The 19,667-nt window shown below is 57.3% G+C and carries 24 protein-coding genes and 1 riboswitch; of the genes, 9 read left to right on the plus strand and 15 right to left on the minus strand.

The window, feature by feature from the left end:
- Both ACMLHZ_RS00005 and ACMLHZ_RS00010 read left to right on the plus strand, forming a co-directional pair.
- Positions 1-692, plus strand: a 692-nt coding sequence (locus ACMLHZ_RS00005; protein WP_418665765.1) for a PHP domain-containing protein, incomplete at its 5' end; no start/stop codon positions are given.
- A gap of 93 nt (positions 693-785) precedes the next feature.
- On the plus strand, positions 786-1,049 hold the full coding sequence (locus ACMLHZ_RS00010; protein ID WP_418665766.1) for a TIGR03905 family TSCPD domain-containing protein: 264 nt from the start codon (positions 786-788) through the stop codon (positions 1,047-1,049).
- A gap of 69 nt (positions 1,050-1,118) precedes the next feature.
- On the opposite strand, the gene ACMLHZ_RS00015 is transcribed toward ACMLHZ_RS00010, so the two are convergent.
- The 8 genes from ACMLHZ_RS00015 to ACMLHZ_RS00050 all read right to left on the minus strand — a co-directional run bounded on the left by ACMLHZ_RS00015 (position 1,119) and on the right by ACMLHZ_RS00050 (position 6,605).
- Entirely contained in the window at positions 1,119-1,241 is a 123-nt protein-coding gene (locus tag ACMLHZ_RS00015) for a DUF4368 domain-containing protein (RefSeq protein ID WP_418665793.1), read from the minus strand.
- A gap of 17 nt (positions 1,242-1,258) precedes the next feature.
- Positions 1,259-2,653 carry an agmatine deiminase family protein gene (locus tag ACMLHZ_RS00020; protein ID WP_418665767.1) on the minus strand — a complete coding sequence of 465 codons (1,395 nt, stop codon included), beginning with the start codon at positions 2,651-2,653 and terminating at the stop codon, positions 1,259-1,261.
- Positions 2,654-3,232, minus strand: a complete 579-nt coding sequence (locus ACMLHZ_RS00025; protein WP_418665768.1) for a GNAT family N-acetyltransferase — start codon at positions 3,230-3,232, stop codon at positions 2,654-2,656.
- A 16-nt stretch (positions 3,233-3,248) separates the two neighbouring features.
- The gene (locus tag ACMLHZ_RS00030) at positions 3,249-4,574 is read right to left on the minus strand and encodes an MATE family efflux transporter (RefSeq protein WP_418665769.1); all 1,326 of its coding nucleotides are present in this window, start codon (positions 4,572-4,574) and stop codon (positions 3,249-3,251) included.
- Positions 4,571-4,984, minus strand: coding sequence for an AAA family ATPase (locus ACMLHZ_RS00035; RefSeq protein WP_418665770.1), 414 nt, complete (start codon positions 4,982-4,984; stop codon positions 4,571-4,573). The genes ACMLHZ_RS00030 and ACMLHZ_RS00035 overlap by 4 nt, the downstream gene beginning before the upstream one ends.
- 70 nt (positions 4,985-5,054) lie before the next feature.
- On the minus strand, positions 5,055-5,243 hold the full coding sequence (locus ACMLHZ_RS00040; RefSeq protein WP_418665771.1) for a cysteine-rich KTR domain-containing protein: 189 nt from the start codon (positions 5,241-5,243) through the stop codon (positions 5,055-5,057).
- Complete coding sequence (locus ACMLHZ_RS00045; RefSeq protein WP_418665772.1) at positions 5,240-5,734, minus strand: MarR family winged helix-turn-helix transcriptional regulator; 495 nt, start codon at positions 5,732-5,734, stop codon at positions 5,240-5,242. Before ACMLHZ_RS00045 ends, ACMLHZ_RS00040 begins: the two co-directional genes overlap by 4 nt.
- 502 nt (positions 5,735-6,236) lie before the next feature.
- Positions 6,237-6,605, minus strand: a complete 369-nt coding sequence (locus ACMLHZ_RS00050) for a nucleotidyl transferase AbiEii/AbiGii toxin family protein (protein ID WP_418665773.1) — start codon at positions 6,603-6,605, stop codon at positions 6,237-6,239.
- 181 nt (positions 6,606-6,786) lie between these two features.
- Here ACMLHZ_RS00050 and ACMLHZ_RS00055 point away from each other — a divergent pair, with 181 nt between their 5' ends.
- The 6 genes from ACMLHZ_RS00055 to ACMLHZ_RS00080 all read left to right on the plus strand — a co-directional run bounded on the left by ACMLHZ_RS00055 (position 6,787) and on the right by ACMLHZ_RS00080 (position 12,338).
- The gene (locus ACMLHZ_RS00055) at positions 6,787-7,407 is read left to right on the plus strand and encodes a TetR/AcrR family transcriptional regulator (RefSeq protein WP_418665774.1); all 621 of its coding nucleotides are present in this window, start codon (positions 6,787-6,789) and stop codon (positions 7,405-7,407) included.
- On the plus strand, positions 7,404-8,306 hold the full coding sequence (locus ACMLHZ_RS00060; RefSeq protein WP_418665775.1) for an ABC transporter ATP-binding protein: 903 nt from the start codon (positions 7,404-7,406) through the stop codon (positions 8,304-8,306). The genes ACMLHZ_RS00055 and ACMLHZ_RS00060 overlap by 4 nt, the downstream gene beginning before the upstream one ends.
- Positions 8,303-9,100, plus strand: coding sequence for an ABC transporter permease (locus ACMLHZ_RS00065; RefSeq protein ID WP_418665776.1), 798 nt, complete (start codon positions 8,303-8,305; stop codon positions 9,098-9,100). The genes ACMLHZ_RS00060 and ACMLHZ_RS00065 overlap by 4 nt, the downstream gene beginning before the upstream one ends.
- Before the next feature lie 166 nt (positions 9,101-9,266).
- Positions 9,267-9,686, plus strand: coding sequence for a pyridoxamine 5'-phosphate oxidase family protein (locus ACMLHZ_RS00070; protein ID WP_418665777.1), 420 nt, complete (start codon positions 9,267-9,269; stop codon positions 9,684-9,686).
- A 4-nt stretch (positions 9,687-9,690) separates the two neighbouring features.
- Positions 9,691-9,942, plus strand: a complete 252-nt coding sequence (locus tag ACMLHZ_RS00075; RefSeq protein WP_418665778.1) for a TIGR04076 family protein — start codon at positions 9,691-9,693, stop codon at positions 9,940-9,942.
- Positions 9,943-10,085: 143 nt separating this feature from the next.
- Entirely contained in the window at positions 10,086-12,338 is a 2,253-nt protein-coding gene (locus tag ACMLHZ_RS00080) for an ATP-dependent Clp protease ATP-binding subunit (RefSeq protein ID WP_418665794.1), read from the plus strand.
- Positions 12,339-12,419: 81 nt separating this feature from the next.
- Here ACMLHZ_RS00080 and ACMLHZ_RS00085 read toward each other — a convergent pair whose 3' ends face one another.
- From ACMLHZ_RS00085 to ACMLHZ_RS00105, 5 genes are all read right to left on the minus strand, one after another.
- The gene (locus ACMLHZ_RS00085) at positions 12,420-13,175 is read right to left on the minus strand and encodes a GntR family transcriptional regulator (protein ID WP_418665779.1); all 756 of its coding nucleotides are present in this window, start codon (positions 13,173-13,175) and stop codon (positions 12,420-12,422) included.
- 122 nt (positions 13,176-13,297) lie between these two features.
- Positions 13,298-14,701, minus strand: a complete 1,404-nt coding sequence (gltA, locus tag ACMLHZ_RS00090) for an NADPH-dependent glutamate synthase (RefSeq protein WP_418665780.1) — start codon at positions 14,699-14,701, stop codon at positions 13,298-13,300.
- A gap of 2 nt (positions 14,702-14,703) precedes the next feature.
- Positions 14,704-15,546, minus strand: a complete 843-nt coding sequence (locus ACMLHZ_RS00095) for a sulfide/dihydroorotate dehydrogenase-like FAD/NAD-binding protein (RefSeq protein WP_418665781.1) — start codon at positions 15,544-15,546, stop codon at positions 14,704-14,706.
- 162 nt (positions 15,547-15,708) lie between these two features.
- Entirely contained in the window at positions 15,709-16,965 is a 1,257-nt protein-coding gene (locus ACMLHZ_RS00100) for a helix-turn-helix domain-containing protein (protein ID WP_418665782.1), read from the minus strand.
- Positions 16,966-17,114: 149 nt separating this feature from the next.
- Positions 17,115-17,339: a helix-turn-helix domain-containing protein gene (locus tag ACMLHZ_RS00105; RefSeq protein WP_418665783.1), complete on the minus strand. Its 225-nt coding sequence runs from the start codon at positions 17,337-17,339 to the stop codon at positions 17,115-17,117.
- Positions 17,340-17,474: 135 nt separating this feature from the next.
- Between ACMLHZ_RS00105 and ACMLHZ_RS00110 the strand changes: the two genes are divergently transcribed.
- A complete protein-coding gene (locus tag ACMLHZ_RS00110) occupies positions 17,475-18,062 on the plus strand; it encodes a GGDEF domain-containing protein (RefSeq protein WP_418665784.1) in 588 nt (195 codons plus the stop codon).
- Between the two features lie 50 nt (positions 18,063-18,112).
- On the opposite strand, the gene ACMLHZ_RS00115 is transcribed toward ACMLHZ_RS00110, so the two are convergent.
- Both ACMLHZ_RS00115 and ACMLHZ_RS00120 read right to left on the minus strand, forming a co-directional pair.
- Positions 18,113-18,736: an energy-coupled thiamine transporter ThiT gene (locus ACMLHZ_RS00115; protein WP_418665785.1), complete on the minus strand. Its 624-nt coding sequence runs from the start codon at positions 18,734-18,736 to the stop codon at positions 18,113-18,115.
- An 86-nt stretch (positions 18,737-18,822) separates the two neighbouring features.
- Positions 18,823-18,940, minus strand: a riboswitch (TPP riboswitch).
- A 34-nt stretch (positions 18,941-18,974) separates the two neighbouring features.
- Positions 18,975-19,649, minus strand: a complete 675-nt coding sequence (locus ACMLHZ_RS00120) for an endonuclease III domain-containing protein (protein WP_418665786.1) — start codon at positions 19,647-19,649, stop codon at positions 18,975-18,977.
- Between the last annotated feature and the right edge of the window lie 18 nt (positions 19,650-19,667).

The following is a 19,667-nucleotide window of genomic DNA, read 5'->3' on the forward strand; positions in this document are numbered from 1 at the left end:
TGGAGGGGGTGAGGCTGATCCCGGCCACCGAGCTGACGGCCTTTGACCCTGTGCGGGGCCGCCGGGTGCACCTTTTATGCTACTGGCCGGACCCGGAAAGTGCGGCCCTGGCGGCCCACTGTGATGGGATGGCGGCCCGGCGCAACGCCGCCTGTGCCCAAAGCGCCCGGGAGCTGGAACAGATCTACCCCCAGTTCAAGGCGCGGGATGTGCTGGAGCGGATGGAGGACGGCGGCGTGCTGTTCAAATCGGCCATTATGCAGGTGCTGTGCGAATATGGCCTGGCCGATGGTATTTACAAGGAGACCTATCAGGAGCTGTTCGGCACAGGGCGGGGCAGGGTGCTGCACGAGCCCGCGTATGAAAACCTGGACCAGGTGCTGGAAACCATCCGGGCCGCGCGGGGAGTGGCTGTGCTGGCGCACCCCAGCGTTTACAAAAGCATGGAGCTGGCCCGGGAGCTGGCTGCCGAGGGGCGGATCGACGGGGTGGAGATCGACCACCCCCGCAACACCGAGGAGGACAAAAAAGAGCTGCATGCCCTGGCGCGCGCGCATGGGCTTATTGTGACCGGCGGCTCTGATTTTCACGGCCGGAACGCCGGCAGGACCCGCCCGCTGGGAATGTGCCGCACCGCGGGGGAAGAGATCGCGCGGCTGGAGGCGCTGGCACAAAAGCGACGGCAGCGGTAAAACAGGGCCGAAAAATACAGGAGCAGGGCAGGGGGCCGGCAGCCAAAAGGGCGCGGCGCCGGCCCGGAAAATAAAGAAGGAGAGAACAGCAGCATGACGACGTATACCCGCAAAAACAAGGGGACCTGTTCCCAAAGCACCACGGTGACGCTGGCCGACGACGGCACCATTCAGGAGCTGAGCGTGCTGGGCGGCTGCAACGGCAACCTGAAAGGCATCGCCCAACTGGTGCGGGGCATGAAAGCGGAGGACGCCATTGCCCGCATGGAGGGCACCACCTGCGGTTTCCGCCGCACCTCCTGCCCGGACCAGATCGCACTGGCGCTGAAAGAGGCGCTGGAGCAGCAGGGCAGATAACCGCGGATTAGCAAGGGTTTCATAAGGATGTTTTTTAGATTTAGGATTTGCGGTATGGCATTCAAGGTGCTATACCGCTTTTCCTTTCCATAGAGTGACTTTTGAATGGTCGAATACCCCGATGTGATTATAGATAATTTCAATCTCCTGCAATCGCCTCCCGCTGCTTTTATCGGGAGCATGAACAAGAATTTTTTATAAGAAAAAGTTTATTTCATATGCACTTTATAAGTGCCTTTTGGAGCAACTCTGGGCATGGTTTCTTTCCTGCCAGACTTACTTTCAGCAGCAACATAATATTCGATTGTATCGCCGGGTTTTCCTGTCAGACTTCCAAGGAAAAGCTCTCGGTCATTTGTTGCTTCAAGGGGGTGGCAGTTCCATTCCATTGCCCCTACATTCCGATAATATAATTTCAGGCTTTCTTCAATCAATCCGGCCTTGCTGTAATCAACGATATTAACAGGAATATCTAATACCTGATTAGCGGGTTCTTCTTTCTCTAATCTTCTGACAGCGATATAAAGCATGTTTTCATCCCAGATTGCCCTTGTCCGGCAATGTGCCACATCTTCCGTACCCCAGCCGGTTCTTGTATATCCGGTTCGATTTTCAATAATCGCAGGCTCTTTGGCAAATTCAAACTCAAATCCTTTTATCTCATATCCGGTCAACGCCTCCTGCCATTGCTGCAGGGCAATCTTATCCTGTGAAATGCCATACATCGGAACATATACCGATTTATTCAGGATAACCGAATTGACATAGGCGGTCAGGTCATCATTTTCCTCATTGAAAGGGACTATATCCATGCGGAAAATCTTAAATGGCCGACCATAGCGGGTTCTTGATTTACGGATTTCCTTATCCAGCAGATCCTCATACCGCTGGTACAGCTTATGATTTTTTGGAGGTCTGCTGACCAGCAAAGTTTCTTCATCAATGATTTTCAAATAGCAGTCAATATGCTGCAAGCCATAATCGCCAAAATTAGAAAACACAGAGTAGTCACCCATGCCTGTATCTCTTGCGACACCTGCATAAAACTGCTCATCGGATATTCCCTTTGCACGGTTTTCTGTCAAGATGACTTGCATAGACATCATTTTATTAAAGCCGTCTGACATGATATTCCCGCCAGTCAGAGCATAGGGCAATTTTTCAAATGGCTGCCCGATCTGTTCTGCAATCATTGGCTGTGCCTTATCTTCCTCCTGCTCATAGGAGGTTGGTGACAACGGCTGATTTTGCCAGTCAAACATGACTTCAGGGTTCTCATATGCCACAAAGGGGGTGGACATTTGGTATTCTGCACCTGCAAGGTGGAAATTCCCGAACTCATCAAAAACCGGGTGCATTCCCCAATCTCTTACCCAAGGGGTGTCAAACCCCTGTGGACTATGGCAAAATGTGATGTTGTGAATGTTTGCTCCCCACTGTGCTAAATGTTTTCTTGCATTATCTTCTTCTCTCTGGTCAGGGACACACAGATAGACATGGTAATTTTGTGTTAAATCTACTATATAAGCGTGAGGAAGAAATGCTGGCCATGCAATCATAACTCCCTTAATCGGTTCCCATTCTGCGGCTAATCTTTTTTTCATTTATATCGTTTCTCCTTGTTTTACGTTTTCCTTATTCAAATTCATTTGAACCAATACAAACGGTGTCTCTCTGATTTTTATGTTTTCCAGAAGTATCCGAAAGCTGTCTGCATTCAGTTTGGCATCGGTACATAATACTTCCATGATTAAATCATTGTAATCCAGGAAAAAGCCGGTTTCATAATAGCCATTGCGGAGATAAAATCTTTTGCGTGATTTCCGCTGCTCAATATTGTCGGCATCTTCATCAAGCCTTTCCATATCTAATACAATCTGATAATCCGCATACTGTTCTTTCATCAAGGCCAGAGCCTTACTGCCATAGCCTCTGGAGCGTTTTGTACTGTCTATGGCAAGAAAAAATACATAGGCAATGGGTTTGCGGACAGACAGAGCATAAAAACCCACAAATGTATCATCATCGTAGACAGCAGTCACTTCGATGATCTGCTTGGAAATTAGCTGCATCATTTCACAAATTTCCATGCGTTCCTCTTTGGGGAACGCTTCGTTATTTAAGCTTTCAAGAGCTTTTATATCTTCAAAATCTGATGTAACAGCTTTAATCAGTAAACTCATATTTTCACCTCGATTTTTAATAATGATATTTTTTTCGCTTGGCAATTAAAAACAATGCGGTAACAATCGTTGCCATGATTTCGGCTCCAACAATCGAGAACCAAATGCCGTCCAACTGCCAAAGCAGCGGGAAGATAAGCACAGCTGCAACCTGGAATACCAGGATACGCATAAAAGCAATCAGAGCAGATACTAACCCATCATTTAATGCAGTGAAAAAGCTGGAACCCCAGACACCAAATCCAGAGAACAGGAATGAAAACGAGTAAATCATAAAAGCTCTCTGTGTCATATCCATCAATCCTTGGTCGTAGCCAACAAAAAGCATTGCGATGGGCTTTGACAGCAGTTCTCCTGCCGCAAACATAGCAACGGCAAAGGCGATTATGATGAAAAGGCTTTTCTTTCGCAAACTCTTTAGCTCGTCATGGCTTTTCGCACCATAATGATAGCTGACAACAGGAGCCGTTCCTACGGAATAGCCGATAAACACAGCTTGAAAGAGTAACGCAACATATAGCAAAACTCCGTATGCCGCAACGCCATCTTCTCCGGCATATTTCAGTAATTGTGCATTATAAAGCATACTGACAATCGAGGTTGAAATATTGGTTAGCAATTCGGAAGAACCGTTAGAAGCCGTTTTTAGTAAAACTGCTCCATCAAATTTTGTTTTCGTAAGTTTAAGAAGGCTGTCATTGGGGCGGCTAAAGTAAATCACAGGAACAATGCCTCCGATTAATTGGCCGATAGCGGTAGCGGCAGCTGCACCAACCAGTCCCCACTTAAAAACAACGATAAACAGGAAATCAAGTATAATATTCGTTACTCCTGCGGCAATCGCAACATGCAAACCAAGTTTCGGTTTTTCTGCTGTGGCAAACAGGCATTGAAACTCACATTGCAGGATATACGCCGGTATGGCAAGTAAAACCACCCGTCCATAGGTAACACTGTCCTCTAACAGCTGACCTTCTGCGCCTAATGCAGATGCAATCGGGCGTAGTGCTATCATACCAAATACAGCCAAAAGCACACCGCATATTGCCGATGTGTAGACGAGTAAGGAAAACTGCTCACTGGCTTTTTTCTGTTTTCCCTCGCCCATTGTTTTGGCGATCAATGCACCGCCGCCTGTTCCAAACAAAAATCCTATACACCCTAATATCAAGAGAAAGGGCATGATAAAATTGATTGCGGTAAATGGTGTTTTCCCTACAAAATTTGATACAAAGTAGCCATCAACCACACCATAGATAGAGCTGATAATCAGCATGACAATGGTAGGGAATGTAAATTGTAAAAGTCTTTTATAATTAAAGTGGTCAGAGAGCTGTATCATGGGTTTGTCCTCCTAAACCAGCTCTCGGCAAATGCTGCGACTGCTGATGTTAATTTTTTCAAATTCCAATCGGTGGCGTTAACAGTCAGGTGATAGGAAGTATGTACTCTCCAGCCTTTGTGTGTAATAATTTCACGAACCTCAGCACGGTTTTTATCAATGCTGCGAATTTTTCGTTCCATTTCTTTTCGGGACAAATTTTCGTCTTTTGCAGCTCGTTCCATGCAACGACGAATTTTTGACTCCATATCGGCACAGACAAATACATAATTTTCGTCTAATCCTTTTTTGCCTGCAATAGCGGTAATAATTTCCTTGTCATAGTAATCAACGCCGAGTTGGTCAGCAAGTCGCTTTCCAATTTCTCTGCCACCACTTCCAAACTCTCGGCTGATTGTAATAATTTTCATTCAATAGTTCCTCCATTTATATTTTGGCTTTCTATATAGAAAAGCCGATAATCGTATCTAAAAATACGGATTATCGGCTCTGCGTCTTTGCGTCTGGCTCTTTGCTTTCGCATATATTCAGTTGTTCTACATCTATGAGTGTTTCATGCTTACATTTCGGACAAAATAGCGGGAAATTTTTTAATATAGTATCATCCCGTATTTTCAGTCGGGTTTTACTTTTACAGAAAGGGCATAGAACCCATTGCTCTAAATTCACTTTTGCACCTCCTTCCTGGCTGAATTAAAATCAATTGCTTCATCCTGATACACAGCATCAAGTTCAGCTTGTAGCAAACGCAGCTGTTTATCGGAGAGTTCCAAGAACATTTGCCGTTCTTCTTGTGACATTTTTAGTAATGCACTCAATTCAGCATTAACAAGAGGATTCACAAGGCGTTTGCATACATCTAAACCCTGTTCCGTCAGTTTTACAGCCTTACTGTTTCTTGCTCCTGCAATCTGTTCAAGTCTTACATATCCCATTTTTACAAGACCTGCGATTGCTGAGTTAACCGTTTGCTTTGGAAAATACCACATTTCGGCAAGAGCATTTTGAGTGTAGACTTCATCCGTTTCACGCAAGGTATACAACGCCCAAAAGGATACGGAGGACAAGCCGCAGCGAGTAGCATAAGTTTGATACAACTGGTCCTGCATTCTCCAAAGGCGATTTAATTCTAAGTTTTGTTCTTTGACCGTTTTTAACATAATTGTTCCTCCAAAGTTTTAATATCCGATTTCGGTTTTATTATAAATCCCATTTCGGATTTTGTCAAGACCCATTATACAGGCTAAAAATGGGCGCAAAAAACGCCATGGGTTTTTTCATTCCTATGGCGTAATCTCTGTGCCTGGTGAAAGGCTTGTAGGGCAACAGAAAAGGGATACTGCTCTCAAAACAATATCCCTGCTCTGTCTGTTATTCAATTATTGCAAGCCGCATTGCCTGTTGCTGTCTACAAAGCCTTGATTTTATTGGTTTCTTCCTACCATTCTTATCAAAGCCTTGTATTGGCTGGGCTTACGGCAAAAACAAGACAGGCCGAAGAATGGCCGGTGCCCGTAAAACAGTTGGGCATGGATCGCGCTGCATTACGCGATCAGCTTTTTCAGCACGCTCGTGATCTGACTGTATTCAATGTCTGCAGCATAGGCAAATTGCTTGCGGTACTTATTCCACATCGCTTTGAGTTCCGGGCTTTCTTCGATGTTATGCAGGACAGAGGGAACATCCGCGATCTGCTGAGTGGTACCGCGGGGAAATTGTTCCGATTTCAAAAGCTGCACCATCATCTAATTGGATAGCACAAACCTGCTCCAGCGCACTGCGTATTGTATTCGGTGTGAGGGGCAGGTTTTTTAATGCGGTGTCCAAATCCATCGTTGCCCGGTTGTTAAGACCAAGAATGGCTGCTGCCAGCATACCGCCTTTCAAAACGAATTCATCCTTGTATGTTGAAGCAGAGACGCGCACCAGAAGCCGTTCAAACATGAAGTTCTGCAAAATGACTTGTGCAGGAATATTTTTTTGTTTTGCCAGGTTGCGGATTTTCGCTTTCAGGCTCATTGAATTGCTCATAAAAGCACCTCGTAAGTCAATGAACGAAATGAAACGCTGTGAAAATATTTGGAATTAAATTACAATTAAAGTCAACAGAACATTTTTGCACAGGCCGCGCCTGGGGGCCTTGTAAAATCCAGTCAATCCGATAGAATGAGGATAGGGCCGGCTGACCGGCCGGTCAAAAGGGGGGAAGGGCATGAACGAGGCGTTCCGCGCGCTGCCGAAGGAAAAGCAGCGCCGGGTGCTGAACGCGGCGCTGGCCGAGTTTGCGCAAAAGGAGTATAAGTGTGCCTCCACCGACCAGATTGCCGCCAGGGCCGGGATCTCCAAGGGTTCGCTGTTTTATTACTTCAAGAACAAGCAGACCCTTTACATCTATCTGGTGCGCCAGATCCAGGCGATGATCGAGCGCCACCTGGATCTGGAAAAGCTGCGGGGGATCACCGATTTTTTTGAAATGCTGGAATATGCCATTGAGGAAAAGGCGGCGGTGCTGCGGCGGATGCCCCACATGCTGGAATTCTGCATCCGCATGTATTACGCCGCCGGGGGAGAGATCGCGCCGCTGATACAGCGGTATACGGCCAAGACCCTGGAAGAGATGTACGCCAAATACTTCGGCGGCATCGACAAAAGCCGCTTCAAGCCCAGCGTGGAGCCGCGGCAGGTGCTGGACATGCTGATTTACCTCACCGATGGCTACATCCACCAGCAGCAGATGGCGGGCCGCGCGTTTGGTCTGGACGATATGATGCGGCAGTATTTCCTTTGGCGCGACATCCTGCGCCAGTACGCTTACAAGGAGGAGTATCAATGAGCGAAACAGTGATCGCAGTACAGGGCCTTACCAAGGATTACGGCGGGGGCAGGGGCGTGTTTGGGCTGGATTTTGCGGTGGAACAGGGCGAGGTGTTTGGCTTTTTGGGACCCAACGGGGCAGGCAAGACCACCACGCTGCGCCAGCTGATGGGGTTTATCCGGCCGGACCGGGGGCATGCCTCGATTTTTGGAATGGACTGCTTTTCGCGGGCGGCGGCCATTCAGGCGCAGGTGGGATACCTGCCCGGTGAGCTGGCCCTGATGGAGGATATGACCGGCGACCAGTTCATCGGCTTTATCGCCCGCATGAAGGGGATGAAGGACAGGGCGGAGGCCGGGCGGCTGTGCCGGCTTTTGGAGCTGGACGGCAGAACGCCGATCCGCAAGATGTCCAAGGGGACCAAGCAAAAGGTGGGCCTGGTGTGCGCATTCATGGCAAAACCCGCGCTGCTTTTGCTGGATGAACCCACCAGCGGCCTGGACCCCCTGATGCAGAACCGGTTCGTTGAGCTGGTGCTGGAGGCGAAGAAGCGGGGGGCCACGGTGCTGCTGTCGAGCCATTTGTTTGAGGAGGTGGAGCGCACCTGCGGGAGGGCCGCGATCCTGCGGGCGGGCAGGCTGGTGGCGGTGGAACCGGTGGAGGCACTGCGCAGGGGGAAGGCCCGCACCCTGACCTTTACGCTGCCCGGCGGCGCCGAGGCCGCCGGGATGGCCGCCGCCTGGCCGGGCGCACGGGCAAGGGAAGCCCGGGTAAGCGTGACCGTGAACGGCCCGGAGCAGCTGCAAAAGCTGCTGGCCCTGGCCGCCGGCCTGCCGGTGCAGGACCTGGAGGCCAGGAGCCAGACCCTGGAAGAGCTGTTCCTGCATTTTTACGGAGAGGGGAGCGAAGTGAAATGAGTTCTGTGCTGTTTGGGCGGGAATGCCGCGCCAATTACAAAATATGGCTTATTTTTGCAGCGGTGTTGACCATGTACAGCGCCGTGATTGTGAGCATGTTTGACCCGAAGCTGGGCGAGAGCCTAAACCTGATGGCCCAGAGCATGCCTGAGCTGTTCGCCGCCTTTGGCATGGCGAGCCCGGGCGTGACCATGCTGGACTTTTTGGTGAATTATCTGTACGGCTTTTTGTACCTGGTATTCCCGCTGGTGCTGGTGCTTTTGCTGGTGAACCGGCTGCTGGCGCGGTATTTGGAGCGGGGGGCCATGGCCTGGCTGCTGGCCGCGCCCCACCCCCGCCGCCGCATTGCGGCCACCCAGGGGGTGGTGCTGGCGCTGGCGCTGACCAGCCTTGTGGCCTATGTGACCGGGCTGTGCATGGCGCTGAGCGCGGCAATGTTCCCCGGGGAGCTGGATATGGCGGCGTTTTTGCGGGTGAACGCGGGGCTTTTGGGGATACTGCTGCTGTTCGGCGGAATCTGCTTTGCCGGGGCCTGCGTGTGGGGCGGAGGAAAGGGGGCGCTGGCCGCAGGCGGCGGCGTGAGCATAGCCTTTTGGCTTTTGCAGATGCTGGCCAGCGTGGGAGAAAAGTTCGGGTTTTTAAAGTATCTGACCCCGCTGACCCTGTTCGACCCCCATGCCCTGGCCGCGGGCGGCGCGGATGCATGGTGGCCGGTGCTTGCGCTGTATCTTGCCGCGGCAGCGCTGTTCGGCGCGGGGGTGGCCGTGTTCTCGAGGCGGGATCTGTGCCTGTGAGAAAAGCCGGGCCGCGTGCCGGCACAATAAAAAGCGGGATTTGCCAAATAGGGGCGGGCTGTGGTATTATACCTGCAAAGTGATTGTGATGCACAAAGCCGCAGGCGCCCCCGCCCTTTGCGGGGCGGCCGGGTGCAAAAGGCAAACATAAAAGGAGGAAAAAGGCATGATGCGCGACCCACAGGCCACCATCGGCAAGTTGATCGACAAGGCAAAGCTGGCGTATCTTGGGTACATGGACGGGGAGGGCTTTCCGGTGGTGCGGGCAATGCTTGCACCCCGGGAGCGTGCGGACATCCGGGAGTTCTGGCTTACCACCAACACCTCCTCGCGCAAGGTGGCGCGGCTGCGGGAAAACCCCAAGGCAAGCCTTTATTTTGTGGACCAGCGGTTTTACCGCGGGGTAAACCTGACCGGCACCGTGGAGGTGCTGGAAACGCCCGAGGCAAAGGAGCGCATCTGGCGGGAGGGGGATACTATGTATTACCCGCAGGGCGTTGCCGACCCGGATTACTGCGTGCTGCATTTTACCGCCCAAAAGGGCCGGTATTACAGCAGCTTTCATTCGGAAGATTTTGAGGTGTGACAAAATGCCGCAGGTGATCCTTACCGTAACGCAGGCAAACTGCCGCTGCGGGTATCACAGGCAGGGAGAGCGTTTTGTGGTGGGGGAGCTTTGCCCGCCGCAGTGCCATGAGCTGTGGCACTGCGCTTACCCGCTGGTGTATGCGCTGCAAAACGGCGCGGTGCTGGACTATGGCGAAGGGCGGGCCGCCGCGTTTGACGTGAAGTGCCCGGACGGCGGCCGGGTGGTGCTGCACGGCGAAGCGGCAGGGGAATAAAAGGAAAAAACGTTCGGGCACAAAGCGTGCCGCGGACGTTTTTTTTGCGCTTGGCCGGGCCATACTGCCCTTAGAACATTTCGAGGGGGCAGTGCACAAGAATGCAATATCGTTTTAAAGGTTTTTCGCGCCCGGCGGCAAAAATGCTGAACCAGGCGCTTTGTATTGCTGGAGAAAGGGGACACGCACAGGCAAATACAGGGCATTTGCTGCTGGCCATTCTGCGGGCCGGGCCGGGGCCGGCCTGCACTTTTTTGCAGGCGAAAAATGTGACCGAGCCAAGGGTGGAGCAAAAGGTGGCCGCCCAGGGCGGCACGGGCACCGCGCGCCGCCTGGCGCCGCGGGACATGGCGCCCGAAGCCTGCAAGGCGCTGGATTTTGCCCTGCTGGGAGCCCACGCGGCCCGCATGCGGGAGGCGCAGGCCGAGCACGTGCTGTGCGCCATGCTGGAAGACCCGGCCTGCACGGCCAGCCGCTGGATGCAGGAGCTGGGGCTGGAGATCAACGAGGCCGCGCGGGAGTGCCGCCAGCTTTCGGGGCAGCTGGTGCTGCCCCTTCAGCCCCGCATGAGCGCCGCGCCCCGCTCGGGCAAGGCCAGCGACAAATACGGCCGCGATTTGACGCGCATGGCCGCGGACGGGCTTTTGGATCCCGTGCTCTGCCGGGATGCCGAGCTTGCCAGGATGGTGGAGATCCTGTGCCGCCGCCAGAAGAACAACCCTTGCCTGGTGGGGGAGCCGGGGGTGGGCAAGACCGCCCTGGCGGAGGCGCTGGCGCAGCTGATCGCCGCGGGAAAGGCCCCGGCCCAGATCCGTACCAAGCGCATTCTGAGCCTGGATATGGCCAGCCTTGTGGCGGGTACCAAATACCGGGGCGATTTTGAGGAGCGGTTTAAAAACCTGCTGGAAGAGCTTTATAAAGAGCAGAATACGATCTTGTTCATTGACGAGATCCACGTGATCGTGGGGGCGGGGGCCGCCGAGGGGGCGATCGACGCGGCAAGCATTTTAAAGCCCATGCTGGCCCGGGGGGACATCCAGGTGATCGGGGCCACCACCCAGGAGGAGTTCCGCAAGTGCATCCAGAAGGACGCCGCTTTGGAACGGCGCTTTGGGCAGGTGCTGGTGGAGGAGCCGGAGCCGGAGGCGGCAAAGCGCATCCTGGCGGGCCTGGTGCCCCGGTACGAGCACTACCACCAGGTGGGCATTCCCCCCGAGGCGGTGGAGGCCGCGGTGGAGCTTTCGGTGCGGTACCTGCCCGGCCGCTTTTTGCCGGACAAGGCCATTGACCTGCTGGACGAGGCCGCCGCCGCGCTGCGCATCCGGTGCGAGGAGCGGGGCAGCGTGGGCCGCAAAGCCCTTGCCACCGAGGATGTGGCCCGGGTGGTGGCCCGGGCCAGCGGGGTGCCGGTGCAGCGCATCACCGAGGCCGAGCGCGAGCGGCTGGCCCAGCTGGAGGAGCGCCTTGCCGAGACGGTGGTGGGCCAGGAGCAGGCGGTAAAGGCGGTGGCGGGGGCGATCCGCCGCGCGCGGACCGGCCTGCGGGAGGCGGGCCGCCCCATGGGGGCCATGCTGTTTTTGGGGCCCACCGGCGTGGGCAAGACCCACCTGGCCCGGGCCCTGGCACGCCACTGGTTCGGCACGGAAAAGGCGCTTGTGCGGTTTGATATGAGCGAGTATATGGAGGCGCACGCCGCCGCGAAGCTGATCGGTGCGCCCCCGGGCTATGTGGGCCACGGCGAGGGGGGGCTGCTGACCGAGGCGGTGCGCCGCCGCCCGTATGCGGTGGTGCTGTTCGACGAGATCGAGAAGGCGCACCCGGACGTGCAGAACCTGCTTTTGCAGATTCTTGAGGACGGGCAGCTCACCGACTCCATGGGGCGCAAGGCCAATTTTTGCAATACCATTGTGCTGCTGACCTCGAACCTGGGGGCGAAATACCTTTCCGGCCAGGGGGGACTGGTGGGCTTTGGCGGCGGTGAGGCGGCAGTGGCGGAGCATCAGCGCCAGCAGGCCTTGGGCGAGGCGAAACGCTACTTCCGGCCCGAGCTTTTGGGCCGTATGGACGAGGTGGTGGTGTTCAGCGCGCTGTCGGAACCGGATATGGCGCGGATTGCGGAGCAGATGCTGGGGGAACTGGAACAGCGCGCCCAAAAAAGCGGCTACCAGCTGCGCCACAGCCCGGAGCTGCCGGCCGCGCTGGCAAAGAAAAAGCGCCAGGCCTATGGCGCGCGGGAGCTGCGCCGCCAGGTAAGCCGGGCGGTGGAACAGGCCCTGGCCGACAGCATTGCCAGCGGCAGCGCCAGGCCCGGCCAGAGCTTTACCGCCTGTGTGCGGGAGGGCCAGGTGGTGCTGGAGAGCGGCGACACCGCGCAGATGGATCCGGCCACCGTGTAGCAAAACAGAAAAAGGCCCGGCGTGCCGCCTGTCTGCGGCACGCCGGGCCTTTTTGGCTGCAAAAAACGCTGCGCCGGGCTGCTACACTTTTTTGCGCAGCAGCGCAAAGTCGAAAAAATTGGTGTAGTAGGAAAGGGAATACATGACGGGGGTGGTGAGCTTGGAAAAACTGACCTCGTCCAGGAGCAGAAGCGCCTCGTGAGAGGGCACGGCCAGAGTTTGGCGCACGGCTGCGTCGCCGTTTACGGCGTTCACATGGGCCACGGTGCTGGTGACGGCCACGCCGCAAACTTCTTCCAGAATATCAAAGATGGGACGGGCAAAATCCAACCGCTCCACGGCCACGGGCGGAAACAGGGCCGCCGGAAGATAGTCCACCGACCAGATCACGGGCTGCCGGCCGGCCAAAACCCGCTTGCGCACCACCAGCACCGGCTGGCCGGGCTCAAGGCCCAACCGCCCGGCGAGATGGCTGTCGGCCACCTCGCGCTGGAGGGTGACGCTGTCTGCATGAGGGGTGTAGCCCGCCGCCCGGATCATGGCGTTGTACTCGAATTTTTGGTCCAACCGGCTGGCCAGGGCCACGATCTGCCGGTTCACCACCGTGCCGATGCCGCGCACCCGCTCCACATAGCCCTCGCGCTCCAGCTCGGCCAGCGCATCCCGTATTACGGTGCGGCTTACCCCCAGGCGGCTTGCCAGCTCCACCTCGGCGGGCAGACGCCGGCAGGCGGCATAGCAGCCGGTGCGCAGCTCGGCCAGCAGCTGGGCGGCGATCTGCTGGCTGATGACCGCGCCCCCCAGGGGCCCCTGGTCGCCGTTTTTCGTTCTCGCCATTATTCCGTTGCCTCCCCTGCGAAAAATCATACTTTTTACAAAGTATACCATAATTTTTGCGAAAAAGCAGCCGGGAAACGAAAAAGAAAAGGGCCCGGCATGCCTGCCGGACCCGAGGGGAATTATTTGGACTTGCCCTGTATGTAGGCGTCGATGGCGGCGGCCGCCTCTTTGCCGGCGCCCATGGCCAGGATGACAGTGGCGGCGCCGGTGACCGCGTCGCCGCCGGCGAACACGCCCTCGCGGCTGGTGCGGCCTGCCGCGCCGTCGGTGACGATGCAGCCCCGCCGGTCGGCCTTGAGGCCGGGCGTGGTGGTGCGCAGCAGGGGGTTGGGGCTGGTGCCGATGGACATGATCATGGTGTCGACTTCCAGCACAAAATTGCTGCCCGCCTTTTCCACCGGGCGGCGGCGGCCGCTCTGGTCCGGCTCGCCCAGTTCCATCTCCACACACTCGAGGCCCGTTACACAGCCATTTTCGTTGCCCAGCACCCGCACCGGGTTTGCCAGCAGGCGGAACACCACGCCCTCTTCCTGGGCGTGCTCGACCTCCTCTTTGCGGGCGGGAAGCTCGTTCATGCCGCGCCGGTACACGATGTACACGGTCTCGGCGCCCAGGCGCTTGGCGCTGCGGGCGGCGTCCATGGCGACGTTGCCGCCGCCCACCACCGCTACGCTGTGGCTTTTCTGGATGGGGGTGGCGCTGCCGGGCTGGTAGGCCTTCATCAGGTTCACCCTCGTGAGGTATTCGTTTGCCGAATACACGCCTTTAAGGCTTTCGCCAGGGATGTTCATAAAGCGGGGCAGGCCCGCGCCGCTGGCAATGTACACCGCCGCATAGCCGTATTCATCCAGCAGTTCGTCGATGGTGAGCACCTTGCCGATAACCATGTTGGTGCGGATCTCGACCCCCAGGGCCTTCAGGCCGTCGATCTCCTGCTGGACAATGGCCTTGGGCAGCCGGAACTCGGGGATGCCGTAGACCAGCACGCCCCCCGCAAGGTGCAGCGCCTCGAACACGGTGACCTGATAGCCGCGCTTTGCAAGATCGCCCGCGGCGGTGAGGCCGCTGGGCCCCGCCCCGATGATGGCTACCTTGTGACTGTTCTTCGCAGGCAGGACGGGGGAGGCGGAAACGTGCTGCCGGTGCCAGTCGGCGGCAAAGCGCTCGAGCCGGCCGATGCCCACGCTCTCACCCTTTATGCCGCGCACGCAGCGGCCCTCGCACTGGTTTTCCTGCGGGCACACACGGCCGCACACGGCCGGCAGAGAGCTGCTGGCCGCCAGCACCTGGTAAGCGCCCTCAAAATCCTCTGCGGCGATTTTGGCCACAAAGGCCGGGATGTCGATGCCCACCGGGCAGCCGGAAACACAGGGCCTGTTCTTGCAGGAAAGGCAGCGCCTGGCCTCGGCCACCGCCATTTCGGCGGTATAGCCCAGGGCCACCTCGCTGAAATTTTTGCTGCGCACCTCGGGGGGCTGGCTGGGCATGGGGCAGCGCTGGGGATCCATGTTGCGCTGGGGCATGTTCACAGCACCTCCTTTTGGAACAGATTGCAGGCGGCCGTGCGGGCGTGGGCCTCAAACTCTTTGTACATGGCGCCGCGCTGCATGGCTTCGTCGAAATCCACCAGGTGGCCATCGAAGTCGGGACCGTCGACACAGGCGAATTTGGTCTCACCACCCACCGAAAGACGGCAGCCGCCGCACATGCCGGTGCCGTCGATCATGATGGGGTTCATGCTCACCACGGTGGGGACGCCGTATTTTTTGGTGGTGAGGCAGACGAATTTCATCATGATGAGCGGCCCGATAGCGATGACCCGGTCGTAATTTTCGCCGGCCAGGATCCGCTCTTCCAGCGGGGCGGTGACCACGCCCTTGCGGCCGTGGCTGCCGTCGTCGGTGACGAGGATGAGCTCGTCGCTCACGGCGCGGAACTCGTTTTCCAGGATCACCAGGTCCTTGGACCGAAAGCCCACGATGCTGTGCACCGTGCAGCCCAGCTCGTGCAGCCTTTTGGCGATGGGATAGGCGATGGCGCCCCCCACGCCGCCGCCCACCACGGCCACTTTTTTCAGACCCTCCAGTTCGGTGGGGCGGCCCAGGGGGCCCACAAAGTCGTGCAGGCAGCTGCCGGGGCGAAGGCGGTCCAGCTCCATGGTGGAGGCGCCCACCAGCTGGAAGATGATGGTCACGCTGCCCGCCGCGCGGTCGTAGTCGGCCACGGTGAGGGGGATGCGCTCGGAAGTTTCGCCCGCGCGGAGAATGACGAACTGCCCCGGCTGCGCCTTTTTGGCGATCAGCGGGGCAGAGATCACCATGCGGGTGACGGTGGGGTTCAGCGCCGTGCGCTCAAGGATCTCAAACATTGCTTTCCCTTCTTTGCTCACATTTCATGCCCTCTATCAAAGCATCTTTTCTTAGTATAATCAAAGATCTGCCCCGGCGCAACCCATGCGCCGGGGCAGATCTGAAAAATTGCGGGAAAGAACGGGGTATTTTGGGAGAATGGATGAAAACAGAAAGAGGGTTCAGGAAACCGGGACGGCCGGGATATCCCACCCGGTGAGGCTGCTCAGCGGGGGTGCATCCACGCCCAGGCTGTCTGTTACAGTGAGGGTGTAAAAACCTTCGGGCCAGCCGCCGTTTTCGTATTCGTCCTTCCAGGGAAGGGTGAAGGTCTTTTCCTCCAAAGAAAGGCGGACGGTGTAATATGCGCGGCCAAAGCCCTGCGTGCTGTCCGGATGGAAGGCATCCACATTGTCGGTAAAAGAAAAATCCACCTCTTCCACCACCTTGCCGCCCAAGGTGAGGGCCAGCGTGCCCCTGACCGGCTGGGCAAGCAGCTCGCCATCCAGGAAGGGAAGCTCCACTTCCAGGGGCAGCTCGCAGGCCTCGCGTGTGTAGAAGATGTCGGGGCTGAGGCTGGAATAGCGGGCCGAGGGGGGCGGCAACATGCCGGGAGTGACCCTGTAGCTGTAGCGCCCCTTGAAATCATATTCCTCGGTGAGCTGCTGGTTTTGGCTGATGCCGTTGTGGGAAAAGCTCACGTTCAGGGAAAAGCCTTCGGTGAGGGGCAGCGAGGCGGCAGCGGTAAAAACGCCGTTTTCCAGCGAGGCGTCGGCCGTTATGGCGCGCCCGTCGCTCAGGGTGAACAAAAAGGCCGCGGTCATGCCCTCGGCCAGGGTTTTGGGGGTGGCCTGCACCCGGACCTCGGCGGTGGCGGCCTGCGCGGAATAGGCGCCATAGGCAAGGTTCCAATTTGCCACAAGGCTGGCCTGCTCTTCGAGGCTTTGGCGGATGCTGCTCTCGATCGACCCGATGCGCTGGTCAATGCGCTGGTCCAGCCCGTCGACCCGGCCCGAGAGGGCCGCCACCTGGCTCTGCATACGGCGCACCGCGCCGGTGTAATAAAAAATCACACAAACAGCGGCCAAAATCAAGGCAACCAGGCCTATAAGCGCCGCATACAATGGAATATGCCTTTTTTGGCCGGCGCGCTGTTCTTCCGCCAGCAGGGCCTTGGCGCCTGCCAGCGAAAGGACCGGCTCCCGGGCGGGCGCCGGCCCCACCGCACCCGCCTGGGGGGGCGGCGCGCCGGTGAGAAGCCCGTCGCAGCTTGCACCCAATGTTTTGGCCAGTTCCTGGAGATTGTCGATGCCGGGAAGGCTGGCGTCCGCCTCCCATTTTCCAATGGCCTGGCGGCTCACCCCCAGCTGTGCGGCCAGCGCCTCCTGCGACAGGCCCGCCGCCTTGCGGAGCGCGGCGATGCGTTGCCCGATGGTCACGGGCGTCGCCCCCTCTCTGTTATTTCTGTGTGCTCATGATAACAAAAAGACCGCAAAAAAGCCACCACCCGCCTTTTCCATTTGCGCAACCGCCGGTTGCAGACGCGGGGCCCGGCAGCCAAGCGGGCGGCTGCAAAAGAGGAAAAGCCTTACGTTTCGGTGTATTCCAAAAGATCCTGCACGCTGCACCCCAGCACGAAGCACACCCGGGCAAGCACATCCAGATCCAGCTTTTCAACATGGCCCTTGTACCACTTGTCGACCACCTCGTACCGGGTGTTCACCAGGCGGGCAAGGCGGTTGCGGGTTATACCGCGCGCATCCATCAGCGCGGCGAGCTTTAGGGTTACTTTTCCATAACTCTGCATCAACATAACACCCTGTTCCGGCATTTTTATCACCTCAGCTTAATCCTACATGGGCCGTTACAGGGTTATAATTCTCATATAAATAGTTACTATACATACAGTGAAAAATGATGTATAATATCACAAAAGGGGGCGGGGCCGGTGGGGTGGCTTGTGTGGTTTGGGTTGGCGGTGGCATCCTGGCTGGCGCTGTGGCTGATCCTGCGGGGGGTGTATGCAGAGCGTTTGCGCCGCCTGCGCCAGCAGGCGGAACGGTATAAACGTTTGGCGTATACGGACCCTTTGACCGGGGCGGCGAACCGGCTGGCCTTTGAAGAGCGCCTGGAAGCGCTGAAAAGCGCCGAGGAGAGCGTTGCCATTGCCAGCCTGGACCTGAACGACCTGAAAGCCGTGAACGACGCTTACGGGCATGTGGCGGGGGACCGGCTGCTGCGCAAGGCGGCGGGGGTGCTGGCGGCAAGCTGCATCGGCCGGGCCGAGGTATACCGTGTTGGCGGCGATGAGTTCTGCCTGCTGGCGACGGGGATGCAAAAGCCCTGCGCGGAGCGGCTGTTCACCCAGCTGGAGGCGGCGCTGCAGCGGGAGGCCGTGGATATGGCGTTGGGATGGGAGCATTTGGACTGCGCCGCGGCGGGAAGCCTGGAAATGCTGCGCACCCGCAGCGATAAAGCAATGTACCGGGCCAAACGGGCCGGGAAAAACATGGGCAGAGCCGAGAGCGAGGCATAAGCAAAGCAGGGCCCCCCGCCGGGATCGGCGGGGGGCCCTGCGGTGTTTTCTTATGCCTGCGGCTGAAAGAGCCGGGGGGCAAGCCTGCACAGGATGACTGCGGCCAGCACGGTGAGCACGGCTTCCGGCAGCATGTAGGTGGCGTTGTATACCGCACTGTACAGCCAGCACAGAGCGTTTTCGCCCAGGGAGGAGATGCTTTGGCCCCAGCCGAACTGGGTCATCCACTCAAAGGCGTAGCCGTAGTCTTTCCAAACGATGTAGCCGGACAAAAAGCTGCATAAATACCGCACCAGCGACACCGCCAGCGTGCCCGCGCCCACCCCCAGCAGCCGGTTTTTAAAGGGCTTTGCCACAACACAGGCCAGACCCAACAGGGTAAAGGCAAGGACGTAGTCCAGAAGGATACAACCCACGACGGCCCCGGTGGTCTGGCAATAGGCCAGGTTTTTCACGCCCAGCAGCAGCTGGATCAGGCTGTGGATGAAGGCGGTGAGGATGCCCCACTTGACCCCGTGCCGAAAGCTTACCAGCACGATGGGCAGTGTGCTTACCAGGGTGATGGAGCCGCCGTGCGGCAGCTCAAATACCGGGATAAAGCCCAGAATGGTGCCCAGGGCGATCATGAGTGCGCACTCTACCAGCACGCGGGTTTTGGAGGCGGGTCTTGTCATAGCGGATCTACGACCTTTCAAAAGATAGTACATAAAAACAAAACAGCGCGCCCCATGTGCACAAACACACAGGGCGCGCTTTCAGCGTTCCTCATCCTCAAACTTCCTACGCCGGCATTACCCGGATCAGGTTCAAGGTGACCCAGAGCTGCAATTTGCCCTGATCTCAGCCGGGGATGGCCCCCAGCGCCCCTGTTTTTATGTCCGCGATTAGTATAAGCCGGGCGGGACGGATTTGTCAAGCCTTTTGCAGCTCTTTTTCGGCGGCCTGGGCCGCCAGCAGGGCCGTGCCGGTTTTGCACACGCCGGCCAGGCAGCAGGCCGCGCAGTTGGGCCTGCGGGCGTCGCACACGGCACGGCCGTGGAGCACGAAGCGGTGGCACAGATCGTTGCCCTCTTCGGGAGGAATGATCTTCCACAGGGCCATCTCGACCTTTTTGGGCTCCCTGATGTCGTCCACCAGGCCGATGCGGTTGACCAGGCGGATGCAATGGGTATCGGTGACGATGGCAGGCTTGCCGAACACATCGCCCATGATGAGATTGGCGCTTTTGCGGCCCACGCCGGGCAGGCCCAGCAGCGCATCGAAATCATCCGGGACCTGGCAATCATATTCATCGCGCAATTTGCGCATGCACAGGCTGATGTCCCGCGCTTTGGAGCGGCCCAGGCCGCAGGGCTTTACAATGGCCTCAATCTCTTCCGGCGCGGCGTCTGCCAAGGCCTTTACGCCGGGATACTTTGCAAACAGCTCCTGCACCACGATGTTCACCCGCGCGTCGGTGCACTGCGCGGCCAGCCGCACCTCTACCAGGAGCTGCCAGGCGTGCTCGTAATCCAGCGTGCATTCCGCCAGGGGGTATGCCTGCTTCAGGCGCCCGATCACTTCCAGTGCCAATGCCTTTTTGGTCATGTTTATCCCTCTTTTATG

The sequence above is a fragment of the Allofournierella sp. genome (assembly GCF_048388525.1).
Lineage (GTDB): Bacteria > Bacillota > Clostridia > Oscillospirales > Ruminococcaceae > BQOK01.